This window comes from Gimesia algae (genome assembly GCF_007746795.1).
GTDB lineage: Bacteria > Planctomycetota > Planctomycetia > Planctomycetales > Planctomycetaceae > Gimesia > Gimesia algae.
The window spans coordinates 268,234-288,663 of sequence record NZ_CP036343.1 but is presented as its reverse complement, the minus strand read 5'-3'; the positions used below and the strand labels follow the sequence as shown (position 1 = coordinate 288,663).

Genomic DNA, 20,430 nt, shown 5'->3' with positions numbered 1-20,430 from the left:
CGCGCTTTCCCGCGTTCACATTCTTTGACTGATCTCTCTTTTGAAAACGGTTCCATGTCTCACTATCCCATCATCGTTCTGGCCAGTCGTAATCAGAAAAAAGCAAATGAAATTTCAGAGTTGTTAGCTCCACATGGCATTCAGGTTCAGAGCGTGGCCGATTTCCCGGAAGCGGAAGAAGTCATCGAAGATGGCAGTACATTCGGCGAGAACGCAGCCAAAAAAGCTTCGCAGACCGCGCGCACCCTTTCACACTGGACGATTGGTGAAGACAGCGGGCTCATGATCGATGCCCTCGATGGCGCACCGGGAATCTATTCCGCACGCTTCAGCGGTGAAGATGCAACCGATGAAAAAAACAATCAGAAGATGCTGCAGGAACTGACGGACGTCCCGCTGGAAAAACGAACCGCCGCTTATATCTGCAACGTCGCATTGGCAGATCCCAGCGGGGAAATCTGTCTGCAGGTCGAGGCCCGCTGCCGGGGACGGATGACGGCCGCTGCGCGCGGACAGAACGGGTTCGGCTACGATCCTTATTTTGAAATCATCGAGCTGCATAAAACGTTTGGAGAACTGGCACCGATTGTCAAACAGCACCTCAGCCATCGTGCCCGTGCGTTTGAACGCTTCATCCCCAGACTGGTTCGGCTGCTTCAAAGTCAGCAGCGTTAATTCCGGTGTTCGGGGAGATCTCTTTCAGAAAGAACGGTCTGCTTTCTCTTCGCTCAATGGTTTCGCGGCCTCTCCCGCGACGCCCCCCACTCCTCTGCGTGTTGCATAGCGAATCGGAAACGAAGGCCAGACCTGATTTTCCTGCTGGGGGAACGAGTATTCCGGCCCGTCAAACAGATGCCCCAGCGCCCCTTTTCGCATGGACTTTTCAGAGACATACTGCGTGAAACCCAGCCATTCCCGGTCCGGCGCCATCACGCCAAAAAAGTTATTTCGCTCAGGAGTAAATCCCGCAAACTCACGAGGCAGCGGTGTGGTGTGCAATGCGGTCAGCAGAAACGCCATCGCAATGTAACCGGTCATCACGGCAAACCCCCAGCGGGCCACTTCATGAACCAGCGGATGTACCTGCATGTACGCGGGCGCTATCCGAACGGTTGCTTCTCGAAACAGAAAAATGAAGCCCACAAATAACCCGATCAAAGCGATACAGTCCCAGCGCTGCTGCCAGGCACTGGAATTCGCAACATGATTGGTCAGGAATGTCGCCAGAGGTTCAAAAAAGTTCATCGCCAACAGGCCTGCCAGCAGGACTGAGACAAAGATAAAACCGGCTCCCCAGGCGCCTTCACTGGCTACACACCAGGTGACAATCCCCAGAATGGCCAGCAGTAAGATGTCAATCATGTTTGAAGTCCAGAATGAATAACTAAAATATCAATAAAACTATTGTTGAATACGACGGCACAATGAAAAGCTCATTCAATGTTTCTCACTTCACAACCCGCAGTAATTCGTCAATGGATGTCACTCCTTTGACGACCAGCCTCAAACCTTCTTCTTTCATATACAACATCCCGTTCTTCCGGGCCTGTGCTTTCAACTGAGAAATGTTAGCCATATCCCGGATCATATCCCGCATCCGCTCGTTAAAATCAAGCAGCTCGACGACACTGATCCGTCCCTTATATCCCAGGCCACCACAGGTCGGGCAGACCCCTTCCGGATTTTTAGGCTGCCGGAAAAAGGACTTCACTTTATCGGGAGGCAGATTGGCCTTCTTCAAAAACTCCGGGTTCGGCTGGTACGACTCTTTACAGTCCGGACAGAGCCGCCGCGCCAACCGCTGCGCCAGTAATGCCGACAGCGAACTGGCCAGCATGAACGGTTCCACTTCCAGGTCAATTAAACGGTACAAGGCTGTAAACGTATCATTCGCGTGAACCGTCGAAAACACCATATGACCGGTATTCGCTGCCTGACAGGCAATCCGCGCGGTTTCCGCATCTCGAATTTCCCCGATCATCACCACGTCCGGGTCCTGACGCAGAATACTTCTTAACGACTCCGCAAACGTCTGACCTGCTTTCTGGTTAATCTCAATCTGCGACACGTTTTCAATACGGTATTCGACCGGATCTTCAATCGTAATAATGTTCCGCTGGTAAGGGTCAATCTCATGCAACGCGGCAAACAGCGTCGTTGACTTACCGGCACCAGTCGGACCGCAGCATAAAAACAGACCATGCGGTTGTTTGACGATCGCGCCCAGCTTGTCGACCAGCTGCTTGCGGATTCCCAGCTCGGTCAGCGAGGCAATCGAATTTGTCTGGTCAAGAATACGCAAAGTCATCTTTTCGCCATAACGCGTTCCCTGACTGGCCAGACGAAAGTCAATCTCCCGGTCAGGCATGATCGCCCGGAAACTCCCGTCCTGCGGACGCCGTTTCTCGGTAATGTCCATTGCCCCCAGCACTTTGCAGATATTCAATACCGCTTCGCCAACACCCCGGTCAAAGCCCTCAGTGGGATACATCACCCCGTCAATACGTAAACGCACTCCATACTCGTCTTCTTTTGGCTCCAGATGCACGTCCGTTGCGCGACGCATGATCGCATCGTACATCAGTTCCTTCGCAGCCAGAAAACCCCGCGAATTTTCGACACGCCGCGAACTGGTCGGGTCATCGCCACGACCGGTAGAAGATTTGCCGATAAACCGGATATCAGGTCCCATCGCTGACTGCTGGGTTTTTGTGCCGCCAACTCGAATCCCCATCTGTGCCAGATATCGCAGGGTCATATTCCGGATGTGCTGGGGTGTCATCACCCGGCTGGAAGCAGGAACTTTCCCGTTTCGCTCATGAATATAAAAACCCAGAGGCCCCCCATAGGTCAGCATCAGTACCACAAAACCAAAGGCAAAACTGGGCATACAGAACACAAACAGAAAACCCAGTCCACCCGCCACCAGGATCAGCGAACTCCAGAATTCCGTATTACACTTCAAACTGCGGCTGTCATCATCCACCCAGTACGAAGTTTTTGCCCACAACAGAAACAGCAGCACGACCGGTATGAACTTCCACAGGCTGAAATAAAAGCCCTGCATGTTCATATACCGCGGGTCATTCCCCCGAAAAAAGGGAACCGGCAGCGGCGGATATTGACCCTGTGCAGCAGCAACGGTGACAGTACGCGAGGTCTGTTCCTGACCACCATCGCCACCATTCGGTTCAGTCTGCGCAGGGAGATCCATCGAACAGAGCACCACGCAAAGAAAGACGAACAGATATGCCCAGATAGATTTCACGCTGTTGTTCCTCAAAATTGGGCTGATAATCAAATCAGGTCGACCGGGATTCCGATCAAAGATCACTATAAAATGAGATAATACAAGGAGTTGAATTTAATCGATAACACTCGCGGAAGAAACGGCATTCTCGGGATTTCTCCCGGTGAACCCCCTTTTACCCGGCGGTTTGTACGAACTGTGCCATTTGTTTCGGCTCACACAATACAAGTATATACCACACATCTTAACGGTAAGTCCCCCATAAGGGAAAGTGTAAATTCCGCACACAAAGGGGGGAATCATAAAGTCATACTGCGCATTCTGAACTTGACCCCGCCGCGCCGCTGGCGATAAGCGCTCTTTTGGGTCGCGCGCGTGCCCAGTTTACAGTGCACTGAAACACCACGCATTTGTTCCCGGTCTTCACTACAAATGAGCCCCTTTTTTCCAGATTTGCACTGCCTGAAACCGCACCCGTTCGTAATGTATGCCTGCGGGTCGCTGCACTTCGCAGACTTTCACCCCGGCAACGCCACTGCTCACACCAGCATCGTCCCGGTATCAACCCAGATCGCCACCCGATTCGGTTCATCCCCCCTTGACGCCCCCACGCCTCTATAGAAAATAGTTCACCATGCAACGGTATCACAGTCACCAGACACCCCGGATTGAATAGCAGATTGAACACTACAACAACGAACATAACTCAACATCCCTTATACCACGAGGCCATCCGTCGGCTTGCCCGACAGGGCTCAGTCAACCAGCTCCTGCACATAAAGCGCAAGGGTAAACCCGAATGTAATTCGGGCCGAGCGCAGCGAGCAGGAGGTCGCAGCTACCACGCACCACCCGGAACCGGGATTCCTATATCCATTCGGCTTGTCCGACTGTGATTGTGCTCACGGTTCCCTGTCGTGATTTACCACAAATTATAAAGATCGGCTCCCACGCCCCGCAGATGAAAATCTCGAACCACTGGAAGTTCAAAAGGTGTCATCGCTATTCACCGTAGAACATTCCCCATTAGCCGCAGAGCGTTAGCTCCGGTTGTCTCCCGATCTGCAGAAACCGCGGCTAACGCCGTACGGCTCATGTGAAAGAAACGGATGGCCCCGGATGCAATCCGGGTTTGTCGCAGACAACAGGAAACCGTCAGAGAAACCGCACAAGCAGTTTCCAGATCACCAACCTGCCCAGCCATAGGAACGGAACCCACGTATCCGTCTGACACGGTTCGCACCAGTATCACACCACAACGAGAACCGATGAACCTCTCGAAATCGATTTTTCTACCACGAAAAGACACGAAACCACACGAAAGTCGACAAAGAGTAAACCCAAAAACAATGCAGGCCGAGCACAGCGAGCAGGAAACTGTCAGGGCAAACGACCGCAGTATTACCAGTGACACTCCGACCAGCCTGGTCTTAGCAATGAACCATAAACAATTTTGATTCCGGACACCTTTATTATTCCTCAAAATGTGTTTGAGCTTCAGTGAGGCACTTCTAGGATTATTGTCTGGTTTTAAAAAATTAAACGTGGGAAGGGGGAGGCAGGTAGAACCTCGTTGCTGGTTTTGAAATCGTGAAGTTGCCGGGTAGGGTTCCGTTGAGGCATTCAATGATATTCCGATTTTCGTCCATCTTTACGACAAAACGGTGTTTTGAATTCGAATATGGAAAGCACGGATTCATGCAATCATGACTATAGTGTTCATCAAGCGTTCTTTAGCAAATATTCGCAATAACGAACGTTTTTCAGTTCCGGTTGATCGCATTTCAATCTTCACGATCCTCCATTCAAATTATCTTGCTCAGTAAAGCAGATGCAGAAACTGAATTCTGATTTCAGTCCCTGCAATGGCTCGCAGAATCTGAACTCATCTCTCAACTAACTGATTCACATTATCCAGGGATCACTTATACTGATAGAAATGTTTCAGCTATAACTTTGAAAGATTGTCACATCTAAATCGAAAGGAAAGAATGATGCAAGCCCGTTCAATACCTGTTGCTCCCCAGTCCCTGCGAGATACAAGATTCGCTTTTCAGCTTCAACTTGATACGACCAGGCAACAACTCGAAATCTGCATCCGCGCTCTAGAGGTGCTGGACCAGCGCCAACGCCTTGCACAGGAGCTCTATCGAAATTCTCAACGTGCCCAGTTGAAAGCATCCTGATTCATCGTTCGTGCTCAATCGCTCCAGTTCATACTGATTGCGATGGCAGGGATGGACCACTCTATTTATTTCATAAAGAGATGGCGCAGTTACGCTGGAGACTTCCTGCTGATTGTGAATTCAAAGGAATAATGCATGCAATGGAAAAAGCAGAAACACCCATTTCATCTTTAAACCGAGTGTTTCTGCTCTCCTTAATGCAGAGTCAGACTGCGCCCCTGTATTATTGAAGAGCGATGAGAAAACGCTCTTCACAGATGTAAAGCGATTCAGAAAGAGATCGATACTCACAACATATCGGCTGGAGCAGTTACTAAAAGATCGTCATCCCGTTCGCCAGAAGGAACGTGTGTCTCTTTTCGACATGAACAAGTACGTAAAAACAGAGAAGCAAACGCGGCCTGACGTTCTTCAATTACAGCTTCACACCAGTCTTTTTCAGCTGAACCTGTTCCTGCTCCATTTTGTGATTCCCTGCAACGTGCTTCCCACTTGTAATAGGCACGTGTCTCAATCGCCTGCTGATTAATTTGAAGTTTAGAGCCATAAACTGTTCCGCTTAACGACTCCCAGTCTTCTGCATCCAAACTATTGAACAGCTTATTCAGTTCTTTTTCCGCCTCATACCAGTCATGATGATCTAACCTGTGTTGTGCGTATCTCACCAGTTCACATCTAGCCAACCACCTGTAATATGCAAGAACTTTGATCAATTCTTCAGGTACAGATCTCCGTGAATCTGTCATGATTTCATCCTCATCATAATTTGTTCTCGAGATGGATTTGTCAGCCCAACGGCAATTTGATCACAAGCTCACTTTTGGCATCTCCAGATCTATTGAACGAGACTGATCCTCGACGACTGTGAGAAAACTGGTGATAGTAAGCGAGCATCCTCGAAATCGTAATACCATCGTCATCCTTCACAGCACCTGCATTGTCGACCAGTTTTTCAGCAGTATCTGCAGCATCAAAAGAGGCTCGAAGAAGGGGCTTGAAATTGCCATTTTGTCCGATTTCAAGACGCAACCAGTTATCTTCGACACTGGCCTTTATGAAAATCACTTCTCCTTTCTCCTGTTGACGAATGCACATATCTCTCAATATCGCATACACAATAGACGATAATGTCTGTCGACATGTTTTAACCTTCATATTCGGGACTTCCAGACAGGCGTCTTTGGCACCAGCTTCTCTGATTGCCAACCCAACCACTTCCTGCAGATCAAGTTCTTCAATCGAGGGATTCTCACTTGAGTGAAACAACTCCCTGGCTTTCGTCATCCAGGGTGATAATTTCGATTTGGTGTGATCCGTACATGATTCCATGCGGATGTCAAGCTTACGCAGGAGTTCGTAATCCCGTCTGGCAAACATGGCGGCTGCTTCCGCTGCGACCACTTCAAGCAGTCGTCCATGAATTTCCAGAAATAAGTCATGATGGCTCGATTTCACAACAATCACGCCATATCGTTTACCCCGAAATATAACAGGACATGCCAATGCTGTTACTGCTGAATTACAGACAACAATCATCGCCCCCCGAGCCTTCGCATTGGAAAAATCGTTGATAAATACTGCTTCATTAGTCTTGTTCTCCTTAAAGGCACCAAGCACATAACCAGTCAGGGACCCTTCCAGCGGATATAAGCAGTCTTCAACCATGTCATTCTTTAGCGAGCCGCCGATCTCATGGTGGCGAAACGTACTCCCATCAACTTCCAAAACATTTAACAGATACAATTTCTGCCTGCCATTCATTTCCGGAAAGAATGTCTCCAGCATGGATCTCACTGCTTTTCCGATATCCTTTAATTTAGGACTTGTCTCCTCAACCAGTAGCGCATTTGCTTCCTGTAACACATCAAAAGACAGCGTTGTTTTCTGTTCACACGCGAGCAGGAACTGCAATCGTGGCCCGATGGCCTCTTTGGCAATTCTTTGCAGAAAAACCTGATCTTTTTCGGAAAAATATTTTATCTTCCCTTCATTCTTTTCAGTAAATCGTAAAACCCCTCCGACCGTTTTCACATCAATCGTAATCGGAACAGCCAGATAACTACTGTGATCGGAACTGTCTACTAATCGATTTCGCCAATGAAGCCTCCCATCAAAAGTACGATATGCAGACAGCTGCTGTTCGCGATCCTGATCATCTTCCAGGTTATGCAACCGTAACGCCATATTGTTACGGGCAACCCACGCAGTGAGAGAATCATCACTCACATCATAACAACATGTATTCTCATAATTTGAACTCGGAACATAGGATGTCTTTCGGAGCACAAGCCTGGCTGCCCCAAAAGTATCCTTTGACAATGTAAAAATGCTGGCATGCGCGCAGTCAAATAAATGCGGAAGTTTTGACGTACAGTAGTTGAACAACTCATTAATCGACCGGCAATCCTGTAAATCGGAGAATACTTCAGCCAGTGGATCTGTAAACTGATTCTGATAGAGTGCATCCAGGTAGGGTGTGACTTGTTGTGCCTGACACCAAAAATGAATCAAATCATTTCTTAAATCAACCATTTTGGTAGTTGGGGCATCAAAATCACAACTGAGCTTACCGCATGTCCTTCCACTGTATTGCAGAGGTATATCTAACCATTGCCGCGCTTTCGTACCGGCAAGATGCTTTTCACATTGATCAACAGGGGTTCTGATTAAAGGAAAACACCCCGGGTAAAGCACCGGGGCCAGCCTGTCAGACGCGTGTTCTTGAATTTCAAAAAAAGTTGGAACCCCCAAAGCAAAGCACCAAAATGAGTCTGCTGAAGTCAACGGACGAGAACTACGGAATCTGACTAGCGGTCCGATTCGTAGTTGACTGGCTGTTTCTGAATCGTATCCGGCAGAATCAACAATCACCAGTTCTCCGTCCAGATCCGTCTCCGAGTAGTGGTAATACCGTATTCGCGTAATATGACATTTCCCCCCCACCTCCAGAAGATCATCAAGTAACCCTTGAATTGTGGGATCATGCTGGAACATCGCAAAAACAGGACGAATTTCCTGAGCAGCTTGAAGGTAGTCTTGCCTGAGAGTTTCTAACACCTCATCATTAAGAAGCACCCTTTTGTCTTCGGACAGTTTCGCCTTAAGATGCGAGCGGGCGATCTGCTGCATTGCTTCTCGAACAAACTCCAAGCCGTCATTCCATGAATGACTACTATCAAGATAATCAGTATCAATTGTCGGCATGATCACACCTCAATTAAAGAAAGTTCCTCGATTCGATCGCGGAATCTTGCAACAGATAATAATCATATACGACGAGTACCAATCAAAATGCACCTGCTTGATTTCAGCTACGGACAGCAATTTCGCAGATTTATCCGATGGAAATGAAGTCAACACAGCCTGATGAATCTGACGAGATACATGATCTAAAAGAGTATCATTTCCAGAGTCTATCGTTTTTACCCAGGCATCATTCTGAATAGCATGCCACAAGAAACAGAATTCTCTGCTTTCGATTGGGCGAGGAGCTCGAAGCCCCAGTGCTTTTGCTATTTTTTTTCTGAGTGTAGAGATTGCGAAGCAATATCCCCCTACAAACTTCTCATCGGGTGTGGCAGGAGTAAATGACGTCAGTTCTTCTCGAAATATCGCAAGCATAGAATCCCACTGACTAGCGGTTCCTGTTCCTCTTTCGAGTCGCCGCCAGACTGTTGTAGCGCTCACATTGAGCTCTTTTGCAATATCCACAGTACGAATACCACTCATGTCAAGCTCATGACGAACCCGATCCAAGTCAATTTTGTGGCACCCTTCGTCAAACCATTTGCTCACCATCCCAGAGAGTTCACCGGATTCAGGATTACAAAGTGCCTGTGAGATTTTTGACTGAACCACCTGTAGTTCTGGGAAGTTTTTTTCAACTTGCCTAATGATTTGCTCACAAGCAGTTTTTTTAGGGGGGGATAACCGAGTCATGATGTTACTCCCAACAATGTCTCGTGGGTTCACAACCAGTAAACTCTCAACTTTCTGAGTTTAGCAAATCAGAGTTAACAAATTCAAAATGATCATTTCAGATTTTGAAATATTTTTAAAATAGTCCGTGTTCGAGATGATCTCGACATTTGAAACTGGGAGTTAACTCTCTTCAAAGCAATCACTTGCAGGTCATACATACCGGAACTAGAGATGTGCAAGTCATCGGGGGAAAGCAGGAAATAAACAATATAGTCAGATGCTAGATTTTATCGAACCAAAAAGAGCCAACCCCCGATATCACTCCTAAGGTATGCCCAGCTTGCTTTGAATGTGGAGTTGGCGGTCCGTCATATCACCGGTGAGGACGTGATCAATGTCCTGGCTGAATTGTTTAAGACGCACGGAATGCCGGAACATATCCGGAGTGACAATGGCAGTGAATTCGTCTCCCAGGCGATTCGTAAATGGCTTAAACAGCCCGACATGGAGACGTTGTATATCGAACCGGGCAGTCCGTGGGAGAATGGCTACGCAGAGAGCTTTCACAGTCGGACACGTGATGAGCTCATGAACTGTGAGATATTTGAGAACCTGAGATCCGCCCGCAAGCAGAGTGGTCATTCTGCATGATCCTGATAGAGAGGATCAACATCCGCTGTCATGTCGTTCTTCCCTGAATGACGCCAAACGTGAACGCAGATTCACTCTTGACCAATTGATAATAGGCAGAAATCCTGATAAACTTAAACAAAAATATATTCTGTCTATCAGTCTATCATCTGTCTATCAATAGTTAGGCAGTCATAACCTCACCCCATGAAGGACAGACCATGCAGACCGAAATCGCACAAATAGCAGCCGCCATAATTGCCATCGCTGCGATCGGCGGATTTGCCTTTCTTTACGCGAAAGCGATGTTTGAGGCATGGCGCCAACCGACTGTTAAGCAGGCTCACGGTACCGCATACGTTTACGTTGCGACAATACTTGCAGGACTCGTCGGCGGCGTCGCCGCAATGGTATTCAACGAGGAACTTCCCAAAGTGCCGATCGACGGTGCGGCGAATGCGAGCCCAACTGCGGCCGCACCCCAAGCCGATTCACCCGAAACCTTATCAACGTTCGGGCCACAAGCTGGCGGCACCGCACTCTTCCGCTCGGTAAATGTTTTCAGCTACAGCAATTTTCTCCCGGCCATGTCTGCGGTCTATGTGCTGGTCTATCTGATGATCGGTATTGCCGGCATCATCACATGGGTGAGAGTCGGCGACACAAACACGTCGGATCTCGTAAAGAATATCGCGCTAATTTCGATTGGTTTATTTGTGGCTATATTGCGAACATTTTTTAATATCGGTAACGGATGATGTGTGTCAGTGATCTCACTTCAAACGTCACAACGAGATGACATATTGCCGAACTAATCGGTGAACGGGAGGGCTCGGGGCAGCCAGACCTGAAGTCAAGTTCCTCTCCTCGCCCCCCCGTTACCTCAATCGTTCTACGGCTCAACCGATCTAGCTTCATGACTCCGACAGGGATGGCCTTCAGCATGCACGTTTTAATCAACGTTTTCCGACACAAAGATCTCGGTCGAGATTCACCACTCCAGTGTCGCTAGAGCGCATCACATTTAACCATAGCGTCTCTCAGTCTATTATACTCGGTCCAAATGGTCCTGGAGACGCTACAGTAAAACTGGACACAGTCTAGCTCTGAAATCACCATGCCTGAAGAGGGTCTCTATTGTTTTGTCTTACGCAATAGAGAGATTGACCGAAATTTGGTGACATAATTAACTTCAATAATATTCTTGCGTTTTTTTACTTCATTTCAAAATTAATGTTCTGCGGATTTTGGAGCGAGAGCCGCATAAGTCCACACGAACAGAACCAGCATCACGAAATCAATCACCGCAAACGGCTTCCAGAAACTAGGCACGTCGGTCGTCATCCAGTACCAAAACGTGAGTCCGGAATAGGAGAGTTTCAGTAGTACTCCATAGATGATTAACTGCCGGTTTTCACGCGGAGCTTTGGCGATTGTGGCGAACATCAACCCGAAGATTAGCAACAACGCAGCTGGGAACTGGACGTAGCCCATGTGATTTGGTGGCGTGATGTTGAATGTTGCAAATGGAAAACTGGGAGCGACGAGAAACAACAGTCCCAATGCCGCGTCATATAGAGCCGCGATGACGTACAACAGGCGAATACATCGTAGGTTCATATCATCATCTCCGGAGAATGTAAAGTTGGCTAGAGATGCTTGCGGTTGAAATTGTCGCGCCGCCAGCTGGTCAGGTCTTCTGCATAGAGTCGAAAGGCCAGGTCACGAAATCCGTCTCGCAAATCATCGACGGTCATGGAGTCCGGCCGGTAATTCACGTCGAACAAGGTGCAGCGTTCCCAGTCGCCATCGAACAGGAGACGGTTTTCGCTTTTGAGCCGATGATACAACGGAGTTCCCGGAAATGGCGTCTGAATAGTGATCTGTACGTCGTAGAGCTCCGAATCTACGACGAAATCGTACACCTGATTGAAGATATCCGTTCGCTGACCGTCAAGGCCGAGAATGAAGCAGCCGTTGACGCGGATGCCGTGCGACTGAATTTGGTAGACGGCGTCCTTGTATTCCGCCAGGTGTTTTCGTTTCCAGTCGGACTTCAGCTCTAGTCCTTTCAGTCCCGAGTCGACCGGGCTCTCAAATCCAATCAGGACCTGAGCGCATCCGCTGTCCCGCATCAACGTCAGTAGTTCTTCATCCTGGTAGACCGACAGATCACACTCGGCAAACCAGCGGACCTTGCGGGATTTCAATTCCGTAAGGAGTTCCCTCCAGTAACGCCGGTTTACGAAGGCGTTGTCGTCTGCGAACTCGATGAAGGGACGTTGCCAGAATTCGCGGATGCGGTCGATCTCAGCCAGGACTTTGTCGATCGGTTTTTGTTTGTATCGCGACGTCAGCAAAATGGAACTGGCGCAAAACTCGCAACGAAACGGGCAGCCACGGCTGGTCTGAACGGTCAGGCGGTTGTAGTGTTCCGGTACCATCAAATCAAAGGCCGGCATCGGAGCCTCAGCCAGGGCAAAATTGCCGTCGGATCTGTAAAATTGTTTGAGACATCCATTCATCGCATCTTGTAAGACGTTCAGCCAGACCGGCTCCCCTTCGCCGACCACGACCGCGTCGCAGTGTCGAGCGGCTTCCTCGGGCACCGACGTGACGTGCAGCCCCCCCATCACAACCGGGACTCCTTGTGCCCGATAGTCGTCAGCCAACTGGTATGCCTCACCGATCTGGGCGCTGAAACTCGAAATCCCCACGAGATCAAACCTCATTGGTAGCGACTTCAGCTCCCGAATGTCTTTAATCTCCAGGTATTCACACGTGTGTTCCAGCGGAGTCATCCCCGCGAGAGTCAGCAAGCCGAGGCTGGGCAACGCGGCGATCGTCTTCCCACGTTCCAGGAAACCAGGTAGAGTTAAACCCATTTCAAGCAGTTCCGGGTCGCAGGCGCGGACACCGCTCATGGCGATCAGTCCAATTCTCATGACAATAGCCCTTCAATCAGAAAATCAACTACTGCGACAATCAGGCTTGCCACCGGAATGAAGAACATATGCCGAAAGCAATCATGCCATGCCGACAGAAAACAGACTGTCGGCATCGTCACGGCTCCGACGAGAAAGGTCAGCGACGCCACTTGCGGCAGTGGGTCAAGGGAAAGGGATACTGCCGAAAGCGCGAATCCGAGATTCAAGAGGCCGGTCCCCAAAAATGAGATATGCCCGAGCCGCACCATTCGTCTCCGCCAGGATGCGTATCCGCCGAGCCAGCTTTCGTCATGAAAGAACATTCCGATCGACGCTCCCGAGAGGAGCCCAGTCAAAATCCAGAACCATGCAAAGGTGTGATTGACATTGGACATACAGGCGATGCTTTCGTTGGTGAAATAATTCCTAACATGTATGGCGAAATAAAATGGTAAATGTAACGCGTTAAATTTGGATTTTCTGAAGAATGGAAATGTTTAGTGATTGTGGAGACTGAAAGTTAGGTAGGATGAAGGAAGTGCGTCTTAGGCAGAGCGCGTAAGGTCAAAAACTCAACTGACCCGTATTTGAGTGAATAGTCAGCACTTGCGCATCGTCTCATTTATTGATCTAGAGCGCATCACATTTAACCATAGCGTCTCTCAATCTATGATACTCGGTCCAATTGCTCTGGAGACGCTACAGCAAAACTGGACACAGTCTTGATTCCACGAACCCATATTAATTCTGGGATTCCGATTTAAACGACCCAATTCGCGAAATGGTATTCGACGAAGAGTTTCTGAGGCTGTGTATCAACGGCGACCGTTTTCTCTGATTTCGAACGTTGCTTTAGATCGAAAGAAAGACCAATTTTTGCGTAACTCGTCTTTCACGGTACAGTCAACTTTAACGATCGTTATACACACATGAAGAACTCTTACCTTTTAGCGGATTCAGGCATAATTCAAAGTTTGTGCATTCGATCTATTTCTGATCGTTGTGATAGAGGACATTCCTTCGAAGAATCGGCAGTAACTCTGCAGTACTGATTTGCGTGGCAATGATTCTTCCGTCACGGCCAATCAAAATCTTCGTCGGATAGCTGTTAACATTATAATTCCCGCAAGTTTCACCAGATAACGTATCGAGGCCTATCGGAAAGGTCAGTCCCCGTTTTTTTACGAACGCTTTTACTTCGTCTGTTGGAACTGAATTATTGTGAAGGCCAATAATCACCAATCCTTTTTCCCCGTAAAGCTCATGCGCCAATTGAAGCCTGGGCAAATCTGCCATACAAGGTCCACACCATGTGGCCCAGAAGTCCAGTAAGACGACTTTGCCGCGGAGTGAATCCAGATTCAGTTCGTCCGAATTGATCCAGTCACGGCACACGATCTCCGCAGCCGAATCCGGGGTTTGAGTATGATTTCGAGAGATCTGGGATTCCACTTTGATTGGTGCCAGGCGTTGTACCGGTTTTGTAAGTTGAGTCGTATCGGATTTGACGCTGACGAATCCAGGTAATTGGGTATTATCCGTTACGCTGACCGATGCCTGATACTTTTGATGTCTGCTTAGTCCCCAACTGCGAAATTCACCTGAAGCATCTGTTTTATGGGTCGAGAGCCTTCTGAATTCACTTCTTTTTTTATCACCATATACTGACCAAAGTGTCACATCTACATCTTCTAACGGAGTCCCTGCTGTATCGACGACTGAGCCGATCAACATCGATTCCCGCTCAAGCTGAATGCGTGCTTCAGTCCCCTCTTCCAGGCTGGAAACCGAGAGGCTCACGCCCGAGCTTAACTTTTCAGTCAAATGGCACGCCATGATATTTGCTACCCATGGCTTATGCATCATTTGCAATTCGAACCGTCCATTCTCATCGGTTAATGTGGACTGAGGTTGATCATTGCCATGCGTCACCAATGTATTGACGGCAGGTTGGCCATTCGGTAAAAGCACGACACCACGAATCAGCGGAAGCCGTTTGGCTTTTAGATCTTCCAGCTCCGTCGTTTCGCCAGGTTTAATGTGGACGTCTTTCCAATTCTTGTCTTCCCCATAGAAACCATTTCCTGTTCCCACAACAATTCCAAATCTGCCGGATGGCGGGTTCATTTCGAAGCGTCCCTCACTGTCGGTGAAACTGCTTAGAATAATTGCCCGGTTGCTGATGAGTTGCACCTTCACTCCGGAACACGGCATCTGGTTTTCCGGGTTCAATACATGTCCGTGCACTGTTCCCCGGCGGTATAGCTTGAATTCATACTTACTGTGAGCCGTTCCACTATGTATTCGAGCCCATTCAGTTGTCGCCAGCGATGGATGTCGCACACTGATATCGACGAGATTCGAGATGATCGGGAATCGAGTGCGATACTTGCCTTCCGAATCTACGGGAATGTTTCTTATGTTAATACTTTTCGGATAACCTGAGATGTTGACGGTGGCTTCTGTCGCAGGCTTCCCCGTTTCTGCCTCGATTGCCTGTATTTCTACAGGTACTCCTTCTTCCAGAGTGATTGAGTTCTCTTTTGATGTTCTGGCGTTTTCAATTAAACTAGAGACATAGTCCTGGTGTTTGACGAGCACCTTACAATCAACATCCGCTGGAATTCCTTCAATGACAAGTCTGCCCCCCGCATCTGATGCGGAACAATTAATTTTAAGTCGTTCAAGCGACTCCCGCTGAAGCCACCATCGACTACCGCCCTTCACATTCCAGCTAACGTAAGAATACTCGACCCCGGCAACAGGTTTTCCCTGCTTGTCCTGAATCTTAAGCACCAGAGATTCGGGACGGGAAACAATCAGTTTCAGATTCCGTTCGATCTGCCCTGCTTGAACAGAGACGTACGTGCCGGTGTAGCTTTTCCCTGCAGCAGCGACAGTTAATGCGTATCGACCTGCTGAAATATCATCAAAATGGAAACGACCATCTGCAGCTGTCCTCGTTGACTGGTAGTCAGTAACTTTTTTTATCACATGGCTGCAATGCACGATTGCCTCTACGGGATTGCCTTTCTCGTCGAGAATCAAACCACCGATTTTGGCGTGGTCGGGATTCGATTTTTTCACCGTCTGGTCATTCTCTTGCTGCTCACTTTTGTTCGTTGTGGGAACATCGGCTACAGCGTCTCCAGACCGCAAAGCAAGACCTGGAAGTAGGGCTGCACTCAAGAGTATCGCGATTCCCCAGGCAAGTTTTGATAACCTGGCCGATCGACGGACCCGTGGATTCAGGACGCGTGTGATGCGAGACTGAAGCGGTCGCATCTGCAACGCAGATAATTGCAAGATCCGTGTTCGCACAGAGCACCATTCCAGTGCACGGACTAATGCTGCACAATATTCGTCTTTCGAAACCAGATTTTCAACCACAATAAGATCATCGCAACATTGTTCTCGGACGCGCTGCATGTTTCGATGCAACATCCAAACCACTGGATGAAACCACCAGAGAGCGCGAATGAAACCTTGAATCCAAAGTGCAGCAGGATCAAAACGACGATGATGCGCCAGTTCGTGCGCAAAAACAGCACGCTGCTCAGTCGCCGACAGTTGGGTCAGCATTGCTGCGGGAACAATGACTGTCGGACGAATCAGGCCATATGCCATCGGAGTCACTGGAGCCGGACTTAAAAGCAAACGTATGCGGCGGCGCAATCCCATTGATTGAGTCAGTTCTCTGAATTCTTCCCGCATTGAACCATCTGCATTCTTACAACGAGCAATGATTCGCATCAGGTGAAAGCTGCTTTTCGCCATCCACAGCAGAAACGCCAGGGTTACGATGAGGGAGCCGATCATTAACCAGGCAATGGAACTGATACCGACCATCGGTTCTTTCTGGATTTCTAATGCTGAGGGTATTATCGAAACCGGGAGATCAGCTATTTCTGTAGTCGATCTCACTTCTTTCTTCGGGTGATTCTGGACTGGAACAGGCAGATCATTTCTGCCAGGTGTCACTGATTCAAAAGACGGCACTACCAGGTTCTCACGTTCTGGCGGGAGGACGGAAATCATACTCGACGTCTTTTCAACCGAAGAACCGTTTGATATTTCCAATTGACTGAAAATCCCACCCGGCATCGCAAAAAACGGTGGCACAACAAATTTGATCAGAGCCAGCATCAGCAACGCATACCGAATATTTGCTGAAATATGATCCTGCCAGTAGACAACGACCAAGATAAGCAATGCGACGACAGTTGACTGCCAAACCATGTGCATCATTATAAAGAGCCACGCATCGGCCACGGAATTAATTGTATCCACGGACATTATTTGTCCTCCAGATTCTGATTCTGTTCAAGACGTTCGATGAGAGCCTTGAGTTCCTCTATTTCTTCCGGACTGGTGGGTTGACTTTCCAGCAGGGATGCCACAATGGCGACTGAGTTTCCTCCAAATATTCGTTGTCTGAGCTTCTGCAAAATGCGACGATGAGTGGATTTTGGACCTCGTGTCGCGCGGTAAGCAAATGATTTGCCTTGTCCTGACTTCTCCCGTTTTACGAGACCCTTTTCAGACAATCGATTGAGCAGCGTAAGCACAGAACCATGCGCCATAGGACGATATGACTCTAATTGCTTTCGGATTTCGCCAGCCGTCAAAGCACCTGCATTCCAGAGGCAAGCCAGAACTTCAAGCTCGGCCTCAGGTAGATCCTGGGAAACGGAGTGACCACTCCTGGATTTCTTTGCCATTGAAATTCTCCTGAAGTAACTGGTGTTTCATATACTTTACCAATTTAGACATACGTCTATATGCGGTCAATACGTATTTAGACAATTGTCTAAAATGTTTTGGATAATCTGATCGATTCGAATTCCAGTAGAATTGACCTGAGTCCATGAATCACGACGGTCATATGCCTTCGTGTTCGATGTATCTTTTTGTGTTGGAGCTCCACTGAAGTGTGGTATCAGAACCGTTTTTTCATACGTTTTACGTACTGGTTCAGAAAACGCCCCTGCATGCGTATCATTCCCTGTTGTGTTTTCTTATTTGCATCTGTGGATAACTTGCTGTAAGAATTCAAGCGAAATGAAGTCACATCTTGCAATGTGATTCAGGTCAGGTATCATGTACGGAATGAGATCTAAAATAGTCCATACAGGTAAATAACTAAGTTAGTTTCCTGGAGATTTCAGAGGACGGAATCATGAGTGCCATTCGCCTGATTCTCTTGCTGCTGTGCGTGCCGGCAATGGCATCGGCTGCCTATGATGCCGCTCCGTGGCCAACCCCGAAGCTGGTGCAATTCGCAGACATCATTGTTGTTGGGGTAGCCACCACGGAGCGCAACAAGACGGTAATACATATCTCCGAGGTGCTCAAAGGAAATCCACTGAAAAGGATCGTCCTGAGCCGCGTCAATGTCGGTATTTACGATGAAGTTGCCATCAAGCCTGGTAACCGGGGTGTTTTTCTGCTGCGGAAGGATGGATTAGATTATGCCCCCTTCGCTCTCGGCAGCTATAAGACCGTCGATCATCTCAAGGCGGTACGAGAGGCGATCGAGATGGTTGCTGATCCGGGGCGCTTTCTGGATGTGAGTCAATTCCCGGAGAGCAGCGACTTCATCTACGTACTTGCCGAACAGTTTACCGGGTGGAATGTAACGAGCAAAGAGATTCCATCGCTCGAGTGGATGGGACCGCCGTTCTACGAAGTCGCACCCTGGAAGGAGCGGGGAGTCGTGACGTTACAGTGCGCAGCAGATCCGCAAAACGGCTTCAAAGTCAGAGTCATCGCAGCCAAACCGCAAGGAGCGTTGAGCACATGCCTGACGCATTACCTCTTGATCGGCTACAAATCACCATACGCACGACGAGTTCTCAAACCACGTTTTTCGGTCACTCTCGATGCGAGGCTGCCTGAACGGGTTGGAACGGCCACCGCAAAAGAAGCGATGTGGTATTTAAGAAATCGTCTGACATCCACCGATTCGCAGATTGTCAAGGACGCGCTTCAGGCACTCGCCAGAATGCGTGATCTTGAAGCAGTGCCGCAAGCCTTACTCCTTCTGAAACACCCTGACGAACAAGTCCGAGTGCAGGCGATTCAATTCCTGGGTTGGTCCCGCGACGTACGGGCCGTTGATCCGCTTGGCGTATTGCTGAAATCAATGGCACCACGTTACCCCAAAGCCCACGCTATTTCTGACGCTGCAGCAAGAGCCTTGGGAAAGATTGGCCACAAGAAGAGTTTACCGATTCTCGAACGAGCCAGTAGCTATGGCGTCCAACGTGCGATCGAAGCCATCGGCTCCCTTGGAGATACCAGTTCTTTTGAGACGATGCTGACAGCCCTCACTGAGAATCCATCCACATGCGCACCTATCGATTTCGCGTTGTACTGGCTCGTGCGCCGATCGAACCAGCAAACGGAGTCCTGGATGGTCGAATCATCAACGACACAGGCGATCCAAATCGCCAGAATTCCAAAATGGCGTGACTGGTGGGACGCGCACAAGCAGGACTTCAAAGTGGTCGAGTCGCAAGAAAACGTAATCAACGAAAGCATTCAAGGCAACTGATTGTGAGCAGGCACCGCACCTCAGCGAATCAATTGCCCATGGAAAGATAACGACTATCTCCGCCCAACTTTAAAACTAACTTTGGGTAGGTCTTTCGCCCAATTCTATTCGCGAAACTTGTCGTTTGCGGTACACGATGCGATTTAAAGCTGACCGGAACCGTTGATCCTCTCCCCAAACGGAAACTGCCGCCGGTAATTAAATCGCAGCCATTCCAACGGGCACGAGCTTCCCACAACCAGCTCCGCGAATCAAATCTTTTTCGTATCGTTTCGTGCCTTTCGTGGTCGCAGAAATACCGGGCTGGTCACGCAATCGCCCTGAATGACACCTTAGTTGTACTCAACAGCATCCCAGATTTAGTTGTCTTGCTGCGCTTTGATTTCCAGTTCGAGTTGGTGAATGCATTCTATTAACACGACATTCCCCCTGTAATCAGTCAGACTGCAACTCTCTCCCCGGGTCATGTGGATCTCACAAAACCTGTGATAGGGTTCCTCGTTTTCAGGATTTTTGATTCCCAGGCACATTAAAGCATAGCGGACTTTCGACATCATCGGCACCCACATACCTTCTGCATAATAGTCCCGCATGTCATCGTCTGGCTCTCCCAGCAGATACCTTGCGTACTTAGCCCCTTGTCGCAAGATGACATGATAGGCATCAACATCCTGAATCTGTTTTACTACAGGTTTATTTTGAGGATGATCCACGAGTCGCATCATGATATCCCAGATAAATCAATAATGTCCGGCACCATTAAGCTGCGCCACCAAACGGAACCTCACGCCAGTAGTAAAGCCACAGCCATTCCGACAGACACCAGCTTCCCACAACCAGCTCCGCGAATCAAATCTTTTCGTGTCGTTTCGTACCTTTCGTGGTCGCAGAAATACCAGGCTGGTCACCCGCTCGTACCCGAATCGCACGGTGCCCGGTTAGCGATGTCCCCCCTGTGCT

Annotated in this window: 15 protein-coding genes and 1 pseudogene; 4 read left to right on the top strand and 12 right to left on the bottom strand. The window is 48.8% G+C overall.

Going from position 1 to position 20,430, the window contains the following annotated elements; all coding sequences use genetic code 11:
* The first annotated feature begins 54 nt into the window (after positions 1-54).
* Positions 55-675: an RdgB/HAM1 family non-canonical purine NTP pyrophosphatase gene (rdgB, locus tag Pan161_RS01075; RefSeq protein ID WP_145223769.1), complete on the top strand. Its 621-nt coding sequence runs from the start codon at positions 55-57 to the stop codon at positions 673-675.
* A gap of 24 nt (positions 676-699) precedes the next feature.
* On the opposite strand, the gene Pan161_RS01070 is transcribed toward rdgB, so the two are convergent.
* From Pan161_RS01070 to Pan161_RS01050, 6 genes are all read right to left on the bottom strand, one after another.
* Positions 700-1,362 (bottom strand): CvpA family protein, encoded by a 663-nt coding sequence (locus tag Pan161_RS01070; RefSeq protein ID WP_145223768.1) that lies wholly within the window; start codon positions 1,360-1,362, stop codon positions 700-702.
* 85 nt (positions 1,363-1,447) lie between these two features.
* Positions 1,448-3,268: a GspE/PulE family protein gene (locus Pan161_RS01065; RefSeq protein WP_232103578.1), complete on the bottom strand. Its 1,821-nt coding sequence runs from the start codon at positions 3,266-3,268 to the stop codon at positions 1,448-1,450.
* A 988-nt stretch (positions 3,269-4,256) separates the two neighbouring features.
* Positions 4,257-4,484, bottom strand: a complete 228-nt coding sequence (locus Pan161_RS30360; RefSeq protein ID WP_197995630.1) for a hypothetical protein — start codon at positions 4,482-4,484, stop codon at positions 4,257-4,259.
* A 1,239-nt stretch (positions 4,485-5,723) separates the two neighbouring features.
* Entirely contained in the window at positions 5,724-6,182 is a 459-nt protein-coding gene (locus Pan161_RS01060; RefSeq protein ID WP_145223767.1) for a hypothetical protein, read from the bottom strand.
* A gap of 40 nt (positions 6,183-6,222) precedes the next feature.
* Positions 6,223-8,640: a GAF domain-containing protein gene (locus Pan161_RS01055; protein ID WP_145223766.1), complete on the bottom strand. Its 2,418-nt coding sequence runs from the start codon at positions 8,638-8,640 to the stop codon at positions 6,223-6,225.
* A gap of 9 nt (positions 8,641-8,649) precedes the next feature.
* Complete coding sequence (locus Pan161_RS01050) at positions 8,650-9,375, bottom strand: AsnC family protein (protein ID WP_145223765.1); 726 nt, start codon at positions 9,373-9,375, stop codon at positions 8,650-8,652.
* Positions 9,376-9,723: 348 nt separating this feature from the next.
* Between Pan161_RS01050 and Pan161_RS01045 the strand changes: the two are divergent.
* Positions 9,724-9,984: pseudogene (locus tag Pan161_RS01045) on the top strand (integrase core domain-containing protein); the annotation flags it as partial.
* Between the two features lie 224 nt (positions 9,985-10,208).
* Positions 10,209-10,745, top strand: coding sequence for a hypothetical protein (locus Pan161_RS01040; RefSeq protein ID WP_145223764.1), 537 nt, complete (start codon positions 10,209-10,211; stop codon positions 10,743-10,745).
* A 472-nt stretch (positions 10,746-11,217) separates the two neighbouring features.
* On the opposite strand, the gene Pan161_RS01035 is transcribed toward Pan161_RS01040, so the two are convergent.
* The 5 genes from Pan161_RS01035 to Pan161_RS01015 form a co-directional block, all read right to left on the bottom strand.
* Positions 11,218-11,607 carry a hypothetical protein gene (locus Pan161_RS01035; protein ID WP_145223763.1) on the bottom strand — a complete coding sequence of 130 codons (390 nt, stop codon included), beginning with the start codon at positions 11,605-11,607 and terminating at the stop codon, positions 11,218-11,220.
* A gap of 29 nt (positions 11,608-11,636) precedes the next feature.
* Positions 11,637-12,872 (bottom strand): B12-binding domain-containing radical SAM protein, encoded by a 1,236-nt coding sequence (locus tag Pan161_RS01030; protein ID WP_197995628.1) that lies wholly within the window; start codon positions 12,870-12,872, stop codon positions 11,637-11,639.
* Positions 12,873-12,928: 56 nt separating this feature from the next.
* The gene (locus tag Pan161_RS01025) at positions 12,929-13,309 is read right to left on the bottom strand and encodes a hypothetical protein (protein ID WP_145223761.1); all 381 of its coding nucleotides are present in this window, start codon (positions 13,307-13,309) and stop codon (positions 12,929-12,931) included.
* Between the two features lie 592 nt (positions 13,310-13,901).
* The gene (locus tag Pan161_RS01020; protein WP_145223760.1) at positions 13,902-17,210 is read right to left on the bottom strand and encodes a M56 family metallopeptidase; all 3,309 of its coding nucleotides are present in this window, start codon (positions 17,208-17,210) and stop codon (positions 13,902-13,904) included.
* Positions 17,210-17,635 carry a BlaI/MecI/CopY family transcriptional regulator gene (locus tag Pan161_RS01015; RefSeq protein WP_145223759.1) on the bottom strand — a complete coding sequence of 142 codons (426 nt, stop codon included), beginning with the start codon at positions 17,633-17,635 and terminating at the stop codon, positions 17,210-17,212. Before Pan161_RS01015 ends, Pan161_RS01020 begins: the two co-directional genes overlap by 1 nt.
* A gap of 458 nt (positions 17,636-18,093) precedes the next feature.
* Between Pan161_RS01015 and Pan161_RS01010 the strand changes: the two genes are divergently transcribed.
* Positions 18,094-19,470, top strand: coding sequence for a HEAT repeat domain-containing protein (locus tag Pan161_RS01010; RefSeq protein ID WP_145223758.1), 1,377 nt, complete (start codon positions 18,094-18,096; stop codon positions 19,468-19,470).
* A 359-nt stretch (positions 19,471-19,829) separates the two neighbouring features.
* Here the strand turns inward: Pan161_RS01010 and Pan161_RS01005 are convergent, their stop codons facing one another.
* Positions 19,830-20,195 carry a hypothetical protein gene (locus Pan161_RS01005; RefSeq protein ID WP_145223757.1) on the bottom strand — a complete coding sequence of 122 codons (366 nt, stop codon included), beginning with the start codon at positions 20,193-20,195 and terminating at the stop codon, positions 19,830-19,832.
* Positions 20,196-20,430 lie beyond the last annotated feature (235 nt).